General features: G+C 68.0%; 17 protein-coding genes. 10 read left to right on the forward strand and 7 right to left on the reverse strand.

What is annotated here, in order from left to right; translation table 11 throughout:
* Positions 1–188: 188 nt before the first annotated feature.
* The gene (locus IBJ82_RS05635) at positions 189–869 is read right to left on the reverse strand and encodes a peptidylprolyl isomerase (protein WP_370585159.1); all 681 of its coding nucleotides are present in this window, start codon (positions 867–869) and stop codon (positions 189–191) included.
* Between the two features lie 164 nt (positions 870–1,033).
* Complete coding sequence (locus IBJ82_RS05640; protein WP_194824812.1) at positions 1,034–2,155, reverse strand: class I SAM-dependent methyltransferase; 1,122 nt, start codon at positions 2,153–2,155, stop codon at positions 1,034–1,036.
* Between the two features lie 233 nt (positions 2,156–2,388).
* Here IBJ82_RS05640 and IBJ82_RS05645 point away from each other — a divergent pair, with 233 nt between their 5' ends.
* Both IBJ82_RS05645 and IBJ82_RS05650 read left to right on the forward strand, forming a co-directional pair.
* Positions 2,389–3,027 carry a TetR/AcrR family transcriptional regulator gene (locus tag IBJ82_RS05645; protein WP_194824813.1) on the forward strand — a complete coding sequence of 213 codons (639 nt, stop codon included), beginning with the start codon at positions 2,389–2,391 and terminating at the stop codon, positions 3,025–3,027.
* Positions 3,024–4,529, forward strand: a complete 1,506-nt coding sequence (locus IBJ82_RS05650; protein ID WP_194824814.1) for a glycosyltransferase family 39 protein — start codon at positions 3,024–3,026, stop codon at positions 4,527–4,529. The genes IBJ82_RS05645 and IBJ82_RS05650 overlap by 4 nt, the downstream gene beginning before the upstream one ends.
* Before the next feature lie 14 nt (positions 4,530–4,543).
* On the opposite strand, the gene IBJ82_RS05655 is transcribed toward IBJ82_RS05650, so the two are convergent.
* On the reverse strand, positions 4,544–5,938 hold the full coding sequence (locus IBJ82_RS05655) for a PLP-dependent aminotransferase family protein (protein WP_194824815.1): 1,395 nt from the start codon (positions 5,936–5,938) through the stop codon (positions 4,544–4,546).
* Positions 5,939–6,060: 122 nt separating this feature from the next.
* On the opposite strand from IBJ82_RS05655, the gene IBJ82_RS05660 reads away from it, so the two are divergent.
* The 7 genes from IBJ82_RS05660 (at position 6,061) to IBJ82_RS05690 (ending at position 13,182) form a co-directional block, all read left to right on the forward strand.
* Positions 6,061–6,900 carry a nitrilase-related carbon-nitrogen hydrolase gene (locus IBJ82_RS05660; RefSeq protein WP_194824816.1) on the forward strand — a complete coding sequence of 280 codons (840 nt, stop codon included), beginning with the start codon at positions 6,061–6,063 and terminating at the stop codon, positions 6,898–6,900.
* Positions 6,900–8,318 (forward strand): dihydropyrimidinase, encoded by a 1,419-nt coding sequence (hydA, locus tag IBJ82_RS05665; protein ID WP_370585160.1) that lies wholly within the window; start codon positions 6,900–6,902, stop codon positions 8,316–8,318. Before IBJ82_RS05660 ends, hydA begins: the two co-directional genes overlap by 1 nt.
* 28 nt (positions 8,319–8,346) lie before the next feature.
* A complete protein-coding gene (locus IBJ82_RS05670) occupies positions 8,347–9,390 on the forward strand; it encodes a TIGR03842 family LLM class F420-dependent oxidoreductase (RefSeq protein WP_194824817.1) in 1,044 nt (347 codons plus the stop codon).
* 79 nt (positions 9,391–9,469) lie between these two features.
* Entirely contained in the window at positions 9,470–10,411 is a 942-nt protein-coding gene (locus tag IBJ82_RS05675) for an ABC transporter permease (RefSeq protein WP_370585161.1), read from the forward strand.
* The gene (locus tag IBJ82_RS05680) at positions 10,411–11,265 is read left to right on the forward strand and encodes an ABC transporter ATP-binding protein (RefSeq protein ID WP_228536451.1); all 855 of its coding nucleotides are present in this window, start codon (positions 10,411–10,413) and stop codon (positions 11,263–11,265) included. Before IBJ82_RS05675 ends, IBJ82_RS05680 begins: the two co-directional genes overlap by 1 nt.
* Positions 11,262–12,026, forward strand: coding sequence for an ABC transporter permease (locus tag IBJ82_RS05685; protein ID WP_194824819.1), 765 nt, complete (start codon positions 11,262–11,264; stop codon positions 12,024–12,026). Before IBJ82_RS05680 ends, IBJ82_RS05685 begins: the two co-directional genes overlap by 4 nt.
* A 13-nt stretch (positions 12,027–12,039) precedes the next feature.
* On the forward strand, positions 12,040–13,182 hold the full coding sequence (locus IBJ82_RS05690) for an ABC transporter substrate-binding protein (RefSeq protein ID WP_194824820.1): 1,143 nt from the start codon (positions 12,040–12,042) through the stop codon (positions 13,180–13,182).
* Between the two features lie 2 nt (positions 13,183–13,184).
* On the opposite strand, the gene IBJ82_RS05695 is transcribed toward IBJ82_RS05690, so the two are convergent.
* Complete coding sequence (locus IBJ82_RS05695) at positions 13,185–13,688, reverse strand: nitroreductase/quinone reductase family protein (protein ID WP_194824821.1); 504 nt, start codon at positions 13,686–13,688, stop codon at positions 13,185–13,187.
* A gap of 58 nt (positions 13,689–13,746) precedes the next feature.
* Between IBJ82_RS05695 and IBJ82_RS05700 the strand changes: the two genes are divergently transcribed.
* Positions 13,747–14,115, forward strand: a complete 369-nt coding sequence (locus tag IBJ82_RS05700; protein WP_194824822.1) for an arsenate reductase family protein — start codon at positions 13,747–13,749, stop codon at positions 14,113–14,115.
* Between the two features lie 36 nt (positions 14,116–14,151).
* On the opposite strand, the gene IBJ82_RS05705 is transcribed toward IBJ82_RS05700, so the two are convergent.
* The 3 genes from IBJ82_RS05705 to IBJ82_RS05715 form a co-directional block, all read right to left on the reverse strand.
* Positions 14,152–14,712, reverse strand: coding sequence for an NUDIX domain-containing protein (locus IBJ82_RS05705; RefSeq protein WP_194824823.1), 561 nt, complete (start codon positions 14,710–14,712; stop codon positions 14,152–14,154).
* A gap of 39 nt (positions 14,713–14,751) precedes the next feature.
* Positions 14,752–15,636, reverse strand: coding sequence for a membrane protein insertase YidC (yidC, locus tag IBJ82_RS05710; protein ID WP_194824824.1), 885 nt, complete (start codon positions 15,634–15,636; stop codon positions 14,752–14,754).
* 94 nt (positions 15,637–15,730) lie between these two features.
* Positions 15,731–16,030: a DUF6412 domain-containing protein gene (locus tag IBJ82_RS05715; RefSeq protein ID WP_228536452.1), complete on the reverse strand. Its 300-nt coding sequence runs from the start codon at positions 16,028–16,030 to the stop codon at positions 15,731–15,733.
* Positions 16,031–16,065: the final 35 nt, after the last annotated feature.

Consider the following 16,065-nt stretch of genomic DNA (forward strand, 5'->3'; position numbering starts at 1 on the left):
TTGTTCGTTTCACCTGATGAGGACATACGAGGAGCGTTGACATGGCCGGTTCCGCCGCTGAATTGCTGACCGAGATCATCCTGCAGACCATTCAGAACCTGTTCAGTTCGATCAGCGCCGGCTGATCGACCAGCCCCACGACGAGGGCCGCGTCTCCGAATTCCGGAGACGCGGCCCTCGGTCGTTGATCAGCCCTGTGTGGTGGTCACGGCATCGAAGACCACGTCGGCCACGGGGGTGCCGTCGGCGCCGCCGCCCGCTACGCCCGCGTTGGCGACATTGGTCAGCGCGTCCAGGCCCTCGGTGATCGTGCCGAAGGGCGTGTAGTTCGGGGGCAACTGGGTGTCGCGGTAGACCAGGAAGAACTGGCTGCCGTTGGTGGCGGGGCCCGCGTTGGCCATCGCGACGGTGCCCGCCGGGTAGACAGCGCCCGCGAGGTTCTCGTCGGTGAACTTGTAGCCGGGGCCGCCCATGCCGGTGGCGGTGGGGTCGCCGCACTGGAGCACGAAGATGCCCTGAGTGGTGAGCCGGTGGCAGCGGGTGTGGTCGAAGTAGCCCTCGCTCGCGAGGAAGGCGAACGAGTTCACCGTGCGCGGAGCGGCGGCGGCGTCGAGTGCGATCGTGACGGTGCCGCAGGTGGTCTCGAGGGTGGCGGTGTGGCTCGCGGCGGTGTCGATGGTGAGCGCCGGTTCGGTGGGCCACTGCTTGCCGTTGGGCTGACCCGCCGCGGCAGGTGCGCAGCCGGGGATCACGGCCTGATGATTCGGTACGGTCTGCGCGGCGGGGGCCAGGGCCACCAGAGCGGCCGCGGCGATGCCGATACCGAAGAGCGCGCGAATGAAGGGTCGGTCCTGCGAAATGCTGGTCACCTTGGCGGGATCTCCTCGAGAGCGGGTGCTACCGGACGATGTACCGCGCATCCTGCCAGCCGCACCGGCCCGTGTGGGGAGAGACCACCGGATCCGGTCCGCTCGTCGTGTGATCGACACAGAATTCTGTGCTTTCGGGCCGATCGGCGGGCGAGAGGAGTTCGCTAGCGGGCCCGCAATCGCCACAGCGTGGTCGTCTCGGCGGTGCGAGCCGCGGCGAGGGGATCGTCGCGATCGGTCGCGCGGGGATGACGTGGACGTGTGGTGAGCTTGCCGAGCACGTAGAGACCCGAGTCGTCGAGCAGGCGCGGAATGTAGTCGGCGGGGCGCAGGCCGAGCAGTTCGGCCAGGTCGGACAGCACCAGCCAGCCCTCGCCATGGGGAGTGAGGTGCGCGCGCAGGTCACGGGCGAACTCGGTGAGCATCGACTGATCCTGGTCGTAGACACCACGTTCCAGGTCCGAGGTCGGCACGCCGGGCAGCCAGGGCGGATTGCACACCACGAGATCGGCGCGGCCGGGTGGGTACAGGGCGGGCCCGGTCACGGCGATCGTCCGGCCGAAGCCGAGCCGTTCGGCGTTGTCCTTGGCGCACCGCAACGCCCGCGGGTTGATATCGGTGGCGACGATCTCGGGGACGCCGCGGGAGGCGAGCAGCGCGGCCAGCACGCCGGTGCCGGTGCCGAGATCGAACGCGGTGCGGATCTCGGGATCGAGTGGCGCGTCGGCGACGAGATCGACGTATTCGCTTCGGGTGGGCGAGAATACGCCGTAGCCGGGGTACACGCGCGCGCCGAGCGCGGGCACTTCGACACCCTGCTGTTGCCAGCGGTACGCGCTCACCACACCGAGCAGTTCGGTGAAGGTGACCACGCGTTCGGCGGCTGCCGGGCCGTACGCCGCCGTACACGCCGCCGCCACGTCGGGCGCCCGGCGCAGGTCGAGGTCGTAGCCCGGGCCGAGGCGGATCAGCAGACTGCCGAGAATGCCCGCCCGCGTCCGCCTTTTGATCCGTTCGTGCTCGTAGAGCGCGCCGAGATCGCCGGTAGCGGGCTTCTTCGCCGGCTTGCGATCGGCGCGTCGGCCCAGCGCCTGTAACAGTTGGCGACCATTGTTGTAATCGCCCTGCCACAGCAGCGCCTCACCCGCCCTGATGCGGCGATACGCGTGATCGGCCGACAGCCGGTCGTCGGCGGTGGTGACGATGCGCGGTGCGGGCGCGCCGTTCTCCGAATGCCAGACGGCGGTGTACTGACTGTGGTCTTCGGTCCATGCGATGGTGGACATGGCTGCTCCCGGTGATCGACGGTACTGGTGACTCGACTACGCCGACGTCGGACGCGACGCCGACTCTCGGTCGGTCGCTACGGCGTCGAAATGCGCGCGACTGCGTCGCCGAGTGCCATGTCGAGCGTCACCACTGCTGCCTTTCCGGGGGAGGGGTCCCTCATTCTGCCGTATCGGCCCAGGCTGACGTCATCTAGGGCGCGGTTCCAGGCCGTACGTGCTAAATTCTGACCATGCGGCCAGAAAACAAGCCGGATGGACAACAGCGCTCGTTCATCGAAGAGGCGCGACGGCGGCAGATCATCGCGTCCACCGTCGAGGTGATCTCCGAGGTCGGGTACAGCAATGCGTCCCTGGCCCGGATCGCCGAGCACGCGGGGATCTCCAAGGGCGTGATCTCCTACCATTTCGAGGGCAAGGACGAGCTGATGTCACAGGTCGTGATCCAGCTGTTCGTCTCCGGTGCCGAGTTCATGTCGCCGTTCGTCAGCGCGGCGATCGCCGACGGCTATCGCGCCGTCCTGCACGCCTACCTGTCGTCGAATCTGCAATTCATCGACGACAACAAGAGCTACGTCGCCGCAGTCGGCGACATCGTGCTCAACCTGCGCGGCCCGGACGGTTCGCTGCGATTCGACACCCCCGACGGTGACCGGGAGATGATCGCGCCGCTGGTCTCGGCGCTGGCCGAGGGGCAGCGCGCCGGCGAGTTCGGCGACTTCGACCCGACCGTGCTCGCGCGTCTGATCCGGGACTCGATCGACGGCATCGCGAACCGGGCGGTGCGGGAACCTGATTTCGATGTGCGCCACTACCGCACGCACCTCATCCGGATGTACGACGCGGTGACGAGTAAGGACGACGACCGATGACAACGACAACGGAATCGACGGAACCCGGTGCGACACGGGAGGTTCCGCCCTTCGCGGTGCTCGGTGTCGGCGCGATCGCGCTGGTGTCCGCGATCGGACTGTTCGCCGTGCTCGGGCAGTACGGCTTCTTCGGCGACGAGCTGTACTTCCTCGCGGCGGGCGGGCACCACCTGGCGGTCAGCTACGCAGACCAGGGCCCGCTGCTGCCGCTGATCGCTGCGCTGATGGATTCGATCGCACCCGGTTCGCTGGTGGCGCTGCGACTTCCGGCACTGCTCGTCACGGTGGCGGGCATCGTGCTCGCCGCGGCGATCGCGCGGGAATTCGGCGGCGGACGCGGTGCGCAGCTGATCAGCGCGGCCGCGTACGCGACGTCACCGTTTCTGTTCGTGCAGGGCAGCCAGCTCTCCACCAATGCGATCGACGGGCCGCTGTGGGTACTCATCACCTGGCTGCTCGTGCGCTGGGTCCGGACTCGCGCCGATGTGCTGCTGATCATGGCTGGGGTCGTCACCGCGATCGACATGCAGGTCAAATGGCTCATTCCCTTCTTCTGGATCTGCGTCGGGATCAGCGTGCTCGTCTACGGACCCCGCGATCTGTTGCGCAGGCCCGCACTGTGGATCGGCGCCGCGATCACCGCGGTCGCGATGGTGCCCAGCTTGCTGTGGCAGGCGGCGAACGGGTGGCCGCAGCTCGAGATGGGAGCGGTGGTGAGTGCGGAGCAGGAGGCGATCGGTGGCCGGTTGGCCTTCGTGCCTCTCGCCCTGCTCGCGGCCGGGTTGCTCGGTGCGATCCTGCTGGTCTACGGCACGGTGCGGTTGTTCCGCGCCGAATCGCTGCGGCCCTACCGGTTCTTCGGCCTGGTTGTCTTATTGCTCGTGGTCGCGTTCCTGGCGACCGGTGGGCGGTCGTACTACGCGGTCGGCATCTATCCGGTCGCGATGGCGGCCGGGGCCGTCGGGCTGGTCGAGGCCAGGGTCACCTGGCAGCGGATCGCCGCGGTTCCGGTGATCGGGCTGTCGGTGGTCCTCGCGGCGTTGTCGCTGCCGTGGCAGCCGGAATCCTCGATCCCGCCGAGTACCGGTGGCGTGGATCTGCTGCTGCACGGCAAGTTCGGCTGGTCCGACCTGGCCGCGTCGACCGACCTCGCCTACCGGGCGCTGCCCGAGGACGAGCGGGCACGTGTGGTGATCGTCGCCCAATCCTATTGGCAGGCAGGGGCTCTCGACACCTATCGACAGCAGTACGGCTGGCCTGCGGTGTACAGCCCCAATCGCGGGTACGGCTACCTGGGCACACCGCCGGACTCGGCGACGACGATTCTCTACGTCGGCGGGGAGCTCGAGGAACTGCGCGAGAGCTTCGGGTCGGTGACGCCGGTCGGGCGATCCGACGCCCGGCTCGGCTACGAGGGCGCCACCCGTGATGTGACGATCTGGCGGTGCGACCAGCCGGTTCGACCGTGGTCGCAGCTGTGGCTCGACCTACGCACGATGTAGCGCGCGGTGAGGGGTCAGGATCGGCGGATGCGCCGATAGGTCGGGGTGGCGGCGGCCGCGGCGGCGAGTTCGGCGGCCAGCCAAGCGATGTCGGTATCGCCGAGGCCGCCCAGCGTCAGCCGCAGATGGTCGGTGGCGGGTCGCTCGCCCGCTTCGAACGGTCCGCCGGGCGCGGCCTTGATGCCCGCCGCGGCGAGGCTGATCATGGCGGCGTTCTCGTCGGAGACCGGGAGCCAGACATTGATGCCGTCGCCCGCGGCCACGATCACGTCGTGCCGGGCGAGTGCGCGACGCAAAACGGTAGCGCGCCTGCGGTATTCGACTCGCGCACTCGCGACGGTGGCGCGGGCATCGGGATCATGGAGCATCGTCGACAGCACGCGCTGCAATAGCCGGCTGGACCACCCCGGCCCGAGCATCCGGCGTTCGACCACCGGATCGAGCAGTGCCGCGGGCCCGCCCGCGACGGCCAGCCGCAGATCGGCGCCGTGGGACTTGGAGTAGGAGCGGATGTAGACACCGCGATCGGGGAAGTGCGCGGCGAGCGACCGCAGCGCGGTGGTGGCGATACCCGCCGAGTGGTCGTCCTCGATGATCAGCGCAGGCTGCGGGCCGAGTAAAGCGGTCAGCTCGCGCACTCTGGCGGCGCCGAGGGAGGCGCCGGTCGGGTTGTTGGCGCGCGGCTGCAGGATCACCGCGCGCGGTGCGGGGCCGTCGAAGGCACGGGCGAATTCCTCTGGCCGGAAACCGGATTCGTCGAGACGGACGGCGACCGGGCGCGCGCCGAGGCGGGCGAGCAGATCGAGGAACGGTGGGAAACACGGGTCCTCGACGATCACCGGATCGCCGAAACGCACGTGTGCCGCGAGCAGCCGGTCCACGGCATCGAGGGCGCCGTCGAGGACGGTCAGCCGTTCGCACGGCCACGGCCAGTCCGCGCGCAGCGTGGCGGCGAGAGCGGGCAGCACCGCCTCGCCGAGATAGTGCGCCGACAGATCGCCCGGCGCGGTATCGCGCGAGAGCGCGTGCAACGCGGCAGCGAGGTCGGGCAGTAGCGCCGGGTCAGGGGTGCCACGGGACAGGTCGACACGAAAGGCATTGTCGGAGGGCGAGTGCAGGCGCTGATACCGGCCGATCGGCGCCTCCTGCCTCTCCCCGACGAAGGTGCCCGCCCGACCGCGCGCGGTGATCGCGCCGGTCGCGGCCAACGCCCGCCACGCCTGGCTGACGGTGGCGGGGGAGACCCGGAGTTCGCGGGCCACCGCACGCACCGTGGGCAGTCGGGTGCCCGGTGCGAGCGCGCCGGAGCGGATGCGGCGGCCGAGGGCGGCGGCGATTCCGGCGGCTGTTCGTTCGTCGAGGTCCCCGGCGAAGTCCGCGGGCAGTGCGGTCGGCGAGGCTTCGGTCATCGGCTCATTCTGCGGGTCGTGCGCGGCCGATCCGGGGCGCACCGCCAACGTTTACGGCACCGAAACTGTTTCCGCGCTCTTGTAACACAACAGAATCAGTTGGAGGTGCAGTATAACAAAGCATGGGAATCGTCAGAGCGGCGCTCGTCCAGACCAGCTGGACTGGTGACAAAGAATCAATGATCAAAGTTCACGAGGACTACGCCAGGGAAGCGGCGGCGCAGGGAGCGCAGGTGATCTGCTTCCAGGAGTTGTTCTACGGCCCGTATTTCTGCCAGGTACAGGACACTGAGTTCTACGAATACGCCGAATCGGTACCGGGCCCGACCACCGAGCGAATCGCCGCCCTGGCCGCCGAACTGAACTTGGTGATCGTGGCGCCGGTGTACGAGCGCGAGATGGACGGGCTGCTCTACAACACGGCGGTGGTGATCGATGCCGATGGTTCCTATCTGGGCAAATACCGCAAACACCACATACCGCAGGTGACCGGCTTCTGGGAGAAGTTCTACTTCCGGCCGGGCAACCTCGGGTGGCCGGTTTTCGACACCGCGGTCGGCAAGGTCGGCGTCTATATCTGTTACGACCGCCATTTCCCGGAGGGCTGGCGGGCGCTCGGCCTCGCGGGCGCGGAAATCGTGTTCAATCCGTCGGCGACGTCGAGAGGGCTTTCCAGTTATCTGTGGAAACTCGAGCAGCCCGCCTCGGCGGTGGCCAACGAGTATTACGTCGGCGCGATCAACCGAGTCGGTATCGAGAGCGAATACGGCGACAACGACTTCTACGGTACGAGCTATTTCGTCGACCCCGAGGGGAAGTTCGTCGGCGAGGTCGCCTCCGATACTTCGCCGGAATTGGTTGTTCGTGATCTCGATATGGATCTGATCAAGATCGTTCGCGAGAGATGGGCGTTCTATCGCGATCGTCGCCCGGATGCCTACGGACCGTTGGTGAACCCCTGATGCGCACTTTCATCCACGGCGGGACGGTGGTGAGTGCCACCGGGTCCCAGTTGCTCGACGTGCTGATCGAAGACGAGACGATTGTCGCAGTCCTGCAACCGGGTTCGACCGCGCTCGGCGCCGATCCGGCCGCCGACGCCGAGACGGTGATCGACGCGACCGGCAAGTACGTGATCCCCGGTGGCGTCGACGGGCACACGCACATGCAGCTGCCGTTCGGCGGCACCGAGGCCAGCGACACCTTCGAAACCGGGACAAGGGCCGCGGCCTGGGGCGGCACCACCACGATCGTCGACTTCGCCGTGCAGAAACCGGGCCAGCGGGTGCAGGACACCCTCGCCGACTGGCACGGCAAGGCGGCCGGACAGTGCGCGATCGACTACGGGTTCCATCAGATCATCGGCGACGTCAACGACGAATCCCTCAAGGGGATGAGCGAACTCGTCAACGAGGGCGTCACCAGCTTCAAACTGTTCATGGCCTACCCGGGCGTCTTCTACTCCGACGACGGCCAGATCCTGCGCGCCATGCAGTCCGCGGGCGACCTCGGTGCGCTGATGATGATGCACGCGGAGAACGGCATCGCCATCGACGTCCTCGTCGAACAGTCCCTCGCCCGCGGGAACACCTCGCCCTACTTCCACGGCACCAGCCGCCCGTGGCAGATGGAAGAGGAAGCCACCCATCGCGCGATCATGCTGGCGCAGTTGACCGGTGCCCCCCTGTATGTGGTGCACGTATCGGCCAAGCAGGCGATGGAACAGATCGCGACGGCGCGCGACAACGGGCAGAACGTCTTCGCCGAGACCTGTCCGCAGTACCTGTACCTCTCGCTCGAAGAACAGTTGGGCGCGCCGGGTTTCGAGGGCGCCAAGTGGGTCTGCTCGACGCCGCTGCGCTCGCGCGCCGAGGGGCACCAGGACGAGCTGTGGCGGTTCATCCGCACCGGTGACGTCACCGCGGTGAGCACCGACCACTGCCCGTTCTGCATGAAGGACCAGAAAGAGCTCGGCGTGGGCGATTTCAGCAAGATCCCGAACGGGATCGGCGGGGTCGAGCACCGGATGGATCTGCTGTTCCAGGGCGTCAAGGACGGGCGGATCTCGCTCGAACGGTGGGTGGAGGTCTGCTGCACCAACCCGGCCCGGATGTTCGGCATGTATCCGCGCAAGGGCGTGATCAGTCCGGGTGCCGACGCCGATGTGGTGATCTACGACCCCAACGGCCACACCAGCATCGGGCTCGGCAAGACCCACCACATGAACATGGATCACTCCGCGTGGGAGGGCTTCGAGATCGACGGACACGTCGACACGGTCCTGTCCCGCGGCCGGGTGATCGTCGACGACGGTGCCTACCACGGTCGCGCCGGGCACGGCCGGTTCGTCCGTCGCGGCCTGTCACAGAACCTGCTGTAGAAACCAACTGCCGAAACGGAGAGTGCCGATGGACATCGGAGTCGTCCTGCAGTGCACACCACCCTCGTCGCGGGTGATCGAACTGGCCAGAGTGGCCGAGACCCACGGGTTCTCGCATGTGTGGACCTTCGACTCGCACCTGCTCTGGCAGGAGCCCTACGTGATCTACAGCCAGATCCTGGCCGCCACCCGCAAGGTGATCGTCGGGCCCATGGTCACCAATCCGGCCACCCGGGACCAGACGGTGACCGCGTCCGTCTTCGCCACGCTCAACGAGATGTACGGCAACCGCACGATCTGCGGTATCGGACGCGGCGACTCGGCGGTCCGCACGGTCGGCGACAAGCCGACGACATTGGCCGCCCTGCGCGAATCGGTCGAGGTGATCAGGGAACTCGGCAACGGCCGCAGTGCCCGCGTCGGTGACCTCGAGGTGCGGTTCCCGTGGGCCGGCGATTCGCGGCTCGAGGTGTGGGTGGCCGGATACGGACCGAAGGCCCTCGCGCTCACCGGGCAGGTCGCCGACGGGTTCATCCTGCAACTCGCCGACCCCGACATCACCGCATGGACCATCGGCAAGGTGCGTGCCGCGGCCGCGGCGGCAGGCCGAGATCCGCTGTCGGTGAAGATCTGCGTCGCCGCGCCGGCCTATGTCACCGATGGATCGCAGGCCGGACTGGAACATGCCCGCGATCAGTGTCGCTGGTTCGGCGGCATGGTCGGCAACCACGTCGCCGACATCGTCGCGAAATACGGTACGGGCGGCGATGTTCCGACGGCGCTGACCGACTACATCGCAGGCAGGCAGGGCTATGACTACAACCAGCACGGGCGCGCGGGCAATACGCATGCCGCCTTCGTGCCCGACGAGATCGTGGACCGGTTCTGCCTGATCGGGTCCCCCGACGAGCAGCTCGCCCGGTTGTGGGAGCTCGAGAAGCTCGGCGTCGGCCAATTCGCGGTGTATCTGCAGCACGATGCCAAAACGTCCACTTTGGAGGCCTATGGCGAGCAGGTGCTGCCGCGGCTGAATCAGCAGGTCACCGCGATAGAAGCGGCCGGTCTGTCGTGATGGCCGATCTCACGCTGGTGCGGGCGTCGAACACCGGCGCGCACGGTATCGCCGGACGATGGCCGGTGGGAGTGCATCGGTGAGCACGGTAACCATCGATCCGGCGACAGCCGTTGTGCCGCAAAAGATCCGAGCATCCACCCCTGGTCGAACCCGGTTGCTGCGTTTGGTCTACGCGGTGAGCGCGTTCGTACTCGTGGCGGTGATCTGGGAGCTGGTGAAGGTGCTGGTGCCCGCCGACGGGGTGAGCATCGCGGACACCCGCGTACTCCCTCGCACCAGCGACGGCGCTCTCCCACACGTCTGGGCGGTGTTCACCGTGCTCGGCGACGCGGACGGCAAGAGTACCGTCGGCGAAACACTCTTGCGCACAGCGATGTTCACGCTGGGTCTGTCGTTGCTGGCGCTGTTGCTCGGTGCTGTGGTCGGCGTGGCCCTGGCGGTCGCGATGCAGCGGTTCGGTTGGCTCGAACGAGGACTACTGCCGTATGTGGTCCTCTCGCAGACGGTTCCGCTGATCGCGCTCGCGCCGCTGGTGGTGGCATGGGGCGGCAAACTGTCCATCGGCGGCGAGCCGTGGCGGCCGTGGATGAGCATCGTGGTGATCGCGGCCTACCTCGCCTTCTTCCCGATCGCCATCGGGATGCTGCGCGGGCTGCAGGCACCGTCGGCGGCTTCGGTCGAATTGATGCGCTGTTGCTCGGCCGGTTGGTGGGCGACGTTGACGCGCTTGCGGTTTCCCGCCGCGGTTCCGTCGTTGATTCCGGCGCTACGACTGGCCGTCGCGGCCGCGGTGATCGGCGCGGTCGTCGCCGAGATCTCGACCGGTACCGCGGGCGGGATCGGGCGCCAGATCATCGTGTTCTCCCAGCAGGCCACCGGTGATTCGGCCCGGCTCTACGCCGCTGTCCTGGCCGCCGCACTGCTCGGCGTCGTCCTCACCGCGCTGGTCGGACTGATGGAGCTGGCACTGCGCCGCTACAGCCACCCGCCCGGCACCGACACATCGAGCGAGGGCTGATGAGTGAAGTACCCATGACTACCTCGGTCACCGATCCCGGCTCTCCGGTGTCACCGGTCGCTGCCGCGGTCGAACTGAGCGACCTCGGCAAGACCTTCGCCGCGGGGGCGGTGACAGCGCTGTCCGATGTCTCGCTCACTGTCGCGGCGGGCGAGTTCGTCTCGCTCATCGGGCCTTCGGGCTGCGGCAAGTCCACCCTGCTGCGAATCATCGCCGACCTCGAGACGCCGAGCAGCGGCACTGTCACCGTGCACGGCAAGTCCGCGCGTCAGGCCCGGATCGACCAGGACTACGGCATCGCGTTCCAGCAGGCCGGCCTGCTCGAATGGCGCACGGTCGCCGCCAATATCGAACTGCCCCTCGAATTGCACCGGGTAGCCAAAGCCCAACGCAAGGCACGCAGCGCCGAACTGCTCGCCATGGCCGGGCTCAGCGAATTCGCCGACCGGTACCCGGCCGAACTGTCCGGCGGCATGCAGCAGCGCGTCGCGATCGCCCGCGCGCTGGCCCGCAAACCGTCGCTGCTGCTGATGGACGAACCGTTCGGTGCGCTCGACGAGATGACCAGAGAACACATGCAGGGCGAGCTGCTGCGCATCGCGGGGGAGACCGGCGCCGCCGTCGTGTTCGTCACCCACTCGATTCCGGAGGCGGTGTACCTGTCGGACCGGGTGGTGGTGCTGTCCGCACGACCAGGCCGGATCAGCGACATCGTGGCCACCGGTGGCTGGGATCGACAGGCGGGCAACGATGTTCGCGCCTCCGGCGAGTTCTTCGCCGCTGTCGCCGCGGTACGCGCGGCACTGCGCGGCGAGCACGACGACACGACCGCCGACGGACAGGATCTGCGATGAAGACCTGGCTGCCACCACTGGTGGTCGGTGTCGTCGTCCTGGCGTTGTGGCAGGTGCTCACCGTGGTGGCGGGCGTGCCGTCGTTCCTGCTGCCCGCGCCCAGCGCGATCGCCGCGCAGTTCGCCGAGAACGCGGGCCGCATCCTGGATGCCTCCCTGGCCACCGGCACGAACGCGCTGATCGGGTTCGTCGCGGGAACACTTCTCGGCCTGGCCGCCGCCGTCCTCGCAGTGCGGTTCCAGCTGATCGACGGGCTGCTCACGCCGTTGGCCGCAGCCGCCGCCGCGGTGCCGATCGTGGCGCTGGCACCGCTGCTGAACTCGATGTACTCCACGACCACCGAGACACCGCGACGGCTCGTCGTCACCATCGTCGTGTTCTTCCCGGTCTTCGTCAGCACCGCGCGGGGGCTGCGTCAGGTGCCGAAGGTGCAGGCCGACCTGATGAGGTCCTACGCCGCGTCGGGCTGGCAGATCACCCGCACCGTGCGGGTGCCCGCCGCGCTGCCGCACCTGTTCACGGGTTTGCGGATCGCCGCGCCCGGCGCGGTGATCGCGGCCATCATCGCCGAATACTTCGGCGGCCTGCAGAACGGGCTCGGTAGCCGGATCACCTCCGCCGCCGCCAATACCGCCTATCCGCGGGCGTGGGCCTACGTCGTCGGTGCGATGTGCGTCGGCCTCGTGTTCCTGGCCGCCGTCCTGCTGCTCGAACAACTCACCCGCCGACCCCGAACCCCACTGCTGTCCACGATCCGATGAGGGAGATCCGTCCATGAGCAAGACCGCACTCCGGTTGCGTACCGCGGTGGCGCTGGCCGCCGTGGCCGCCGCCGCGCTGACCGGCTGTAGTACCACCGACAGTGGTTCCGAGACCACCGCCGACGGCCTCACCAAGGTGACCTTGCAGCTGCAATGGTTCAAGCAGGGGCAGTTCGCGGGCTACCTGGCCGCCGTCGACCAGGGGTTCTACAAGGAACAGGGCCTGTCGGTCGAGATCCTCGACGGCGGCACCGACATCGTCCCGCAGACGGTGCTCGCCCAGGGCCAGGCCGACTACGCGGTCGCGTGGGTGCCCAAGGCCCTCGCATCGCGGGAGGCGGGCGCCGGGATCACCGAGATCGCGCAGATCTTCCAGAAATCGGGCACCAAACAGGTCTCGTTCAAATCCGAGAATATCGCCGGGCCCGCCGCGCTGCGCGGCAAGACCGTCGGAAACTGGGGCTACGGCAACGAATTCGAACTCTTCGCCGGAATGACCAAGGTCGGCATCGACCCTGCCAAGGACGTGAAACTGGTCCAGCAGCAGTTCGACATGAACGCCTTCCTCGCCAAGGACATCGCCGCCGCCCAGGCCATGTCCTACAACGAGTACGCCCAGCTGCTCGAAACCAAGAATCCGGCCACCGGAAAGCTTTACACCCCAGACGATTTCACCACCATCGACTGGAACGACGAGGGTGTAGCCATGCTGCAGGACGCCCTGTGGGCCAACACCGAGAAGCTGAAGGACAGCGAGTACCAGGATCAGACGGTCAAGTTCCTGGTCGCCTCGCTGAAAGGTTGGGCGTTCTGCCGTGACAATCTCGACAAGTGCCGCGACATCACCGTCGCCGCGGGCGCCACGCTCGGCGCGGGACACCAGCAGTGGCAGATCAACGAGGTGAACAAGCTGATCTGGCCCGCACCCGCTGGCATCGGCGCCATCGACGAGACCGCATGGGATCGCACGGTCTCGATCGCGAAGAACACCAAGAATGCCGAGGGCGCAACGGTTCTCAGCAAGGACCCCGACGCCGACGCCTACACCACCGAGTACGTCACCAAGGCTCTCGACCAGTTGAAAGCCGCGGGCGTCGACGTCACGGGCGCGGGCTACCAACCTGCTCAGGTCACCCCGACCGAGGGCGGAAAGTAGCCTCAGTGCGGGGTCAGTCCGATGACCACGCCACCCTGCTGCCAGGTCTGGTAGATGTCGGCCTCGGACGGTTCGCCGTCGGCGAGATAGCCGATGCCGTTGAATTTCGCGTTCTGCTTGTTGTCGCGCGCGATGACCGCGAACAGTTCGATGACGTCGCTTTCGTCGGTGTAGACAGTGGCGGTGAAGGTTTCGGGCGCGCCGCCACGCGACACACGCACCTGCGCGCCGCCCTGCAGATTCTTCACCCACGGGCGCAGCGCGGTGCCGATCAGCAAGGCGCCGTCGTGCACGGTGTAGGCGACCGGGACGTCGTAGACGGCGCCGGACTTGCGGCCGACCACATGCAGGGTGGCCAGCCGCTTGCCGACGACGCCGGACAGTACCGGCACCTTCAGCAGGCTGCGGATGAGGGTGTTGAGCTTGGCCTGATAGGAGCGCAGCGGTTCCGGGCCGGTGGTCGTCGGTGTGCCGTAAGGATTCTCGGGGGAGGCGGTGTCGCTCATGGTTTCCAGTATCGCCACGTGCGGCCGTGCCCGCAGGGCCCCTGACTACGCTGCCGATATGACATCTGGGCAGACCGAGATCTGGCACAACCCACGCTGCACGAAGAGCCGCAATGCCACCGCGCACCTCGATGCGGCCGGGGTGGAGTACACCGTGCGCCGCTACCTCGACGATCCGCCGACGGTCGAGGAGTTGCGGGCGGTGCTGACGCGCCTCGGTGCCGAGCCGTGGGACATCACCCGCACCGGCGAGCAGATCGCCAAGGACCTCGGGATGGCGCAATGGGGTCGCGCCGAGGCGGATCGGGAGCAGTGGCTGACCGCGCTGGCCCAGCATCCGAAGCTGATCCAGCGGCCGATCGTGCTCACCGCGGACGGTGGCGCGGTGGTGGCTCGCGACGAGGAATCCCTGCGCACGCTGGACTGATCGCGGCGATCGGCGAGTTGCCGAACCTGGTTCCGTCTACCGGGTGAGCGGCGGGGGCACGTCGCCTCCGGTGAGCAGGCCGTCCAGGACGACCCGCGTGTCGGGAACGAAGGGCCACGCCGGATTACGCAGGTGCGCACGCAGTTCGGCATCGGTCCACCACCAGCCGTCCACGATCTCGGACGGCTGGTGGACGATCGGACCGTCGGAGCGGTACTCGTACGCGAACAGGTGGCAGCGCAGTGCGCGGCCCGCCCAGTCACCGTCCCAGGACGCGGTGGCGCGCAACGGAAGCACTGTGCCCGGGGGAACAGCGATGCCCAGTTCCTCGCGCAGTTCGCGGATCGCGGTGTCGGACGGGTGCTCGCCCGCGTCGACCACGCCGCCCGCGAGGCAGTCGTGCATGCCGGCGAAGACGAGTTTGGTGTCGGTGCGCCGATGGACGTACACCCGAGCGCCGTCGGCAGACCGGACCAGCACGCCCGCGCTGGCGTGCCAGAGTCCCTCACGGTAGACGGTGCCGCGATCGGCCTCGCCGATCACCAGCCCCTCGGCATCGTAGACGGCGAGCAGTTCGGCCTCCGGATTCGCTGACACCCGCCCGAGGGTAACCGCCGCGAGTGTCCACCCCGTGATTCATCGTTTCCGGCGCTGTGGCTTCACCCCCGGTCGTGGAGCGGCGGCGCGGGCCGCCGCGGTGACCAGCGCCTTCTTCGCGGATTCCTCGGCGGCGAGGGTGCGCCGGATCAGATACTGCTGGCCGCAGGTCCACAGGGCATTGGTGGCGAAATAGGTGAGCACGACGACCGGCAGGATGGCGCCGCCGAGGAGCGCGCCCGCCGGGAACACCCACAGTGACAGGGTGCGCATGATCGCGGCCGTGCCGCCGTCTCCGACCGCCGGGGTGAGTCGGGCTGTGAAGTGCGTGGCGAGGGCGGCGATCAGCACCAGCGGGACGGCGAGGACGGCGACCGCGACGAAAACCTCGCCCGCGCCGCTGAGGGTCGCCGACAGTGGTGCGCCGAACAGCCTGGCATCGAGGAACGCGCGGACCTCGGGTGCGCCGAACAGGTAGTTCGCGGTGGCGCTGTTGACCTCCACCGGCAGTGGGCTGTCCGTCGAACTGAACGGGCCGACCGCGTAGGTGCCGGTCCGATCGAACGAGCGCAACACATGGAACAGGCCGAGGAAGACCAGCCCCTGGGCGATCAGCGGGACGAATCCGGCGAACATGCTGACGCCGTGTTCGCGATGGAGCAGCCGGATCTTCTCGGCCTGGGCGCGCGGGTCGTCGCGATGGGTGCGGCGGATGGCCTCCATCTGCGGTTGGAGGGAACGCAGGACTTGCTGGGAGCGGGCTTGCCGGAGCGCGGTGCGTACGAGTAGCGCGCGGACGGTGACCACCAGCGCGACCACGGCCAGCAGCCACGCGAGACCACTGGCCGGGCCGAGCGGAATCGCGAAGAGTTGGTGCCAGCACCACAGGACCGCGGACACGGGAAAATAGACGACATCGAGCATGACGGGACGACCTGTCCGTGAAGCGTGCGCGAACGCACGAAAAGGGGAGTGGGATCACGAAATCCGACAGGCGGCGCCGACGGCGCGGCACCTGTCAGTAGTGATCGATCCCCGGCGCTCGTGGACGTGGACGACCGGCGGCATCCGGATTGCTCTGTCGCAGAAACGAACCGCGCAACCGGCGCTGTGCCGACCGCGGCGGGCCCGCGCACGCGACCCGAACAGGTAGCTGACTGCGGCCGGTGACCGCGACCAGCGCGCACACCATCGCGGCGGCGACGGCGCCGAACGCGAGCATGCGCGTGGCCTCACCGCCGGGCGTGGAGATGAGCACGAAGGCGGGCAGCACGCACGCGAGAACCGCGTACGCCATCACCATCGCCCGTGCCTGCATGTCACCGAGCATACCGACGGTGTGAGTGCGGGCTG

The sequence above is a fragment of the Nocardia sp. XZ_19_231 genome (genome assembly GCF_015355705.1).
Lineage (GTDB): Bacteria > Actinomycetota > Actinomycetes > Mycobacteriales > Mycobacteriaceae > Nocardia > Nocardia salmonicida.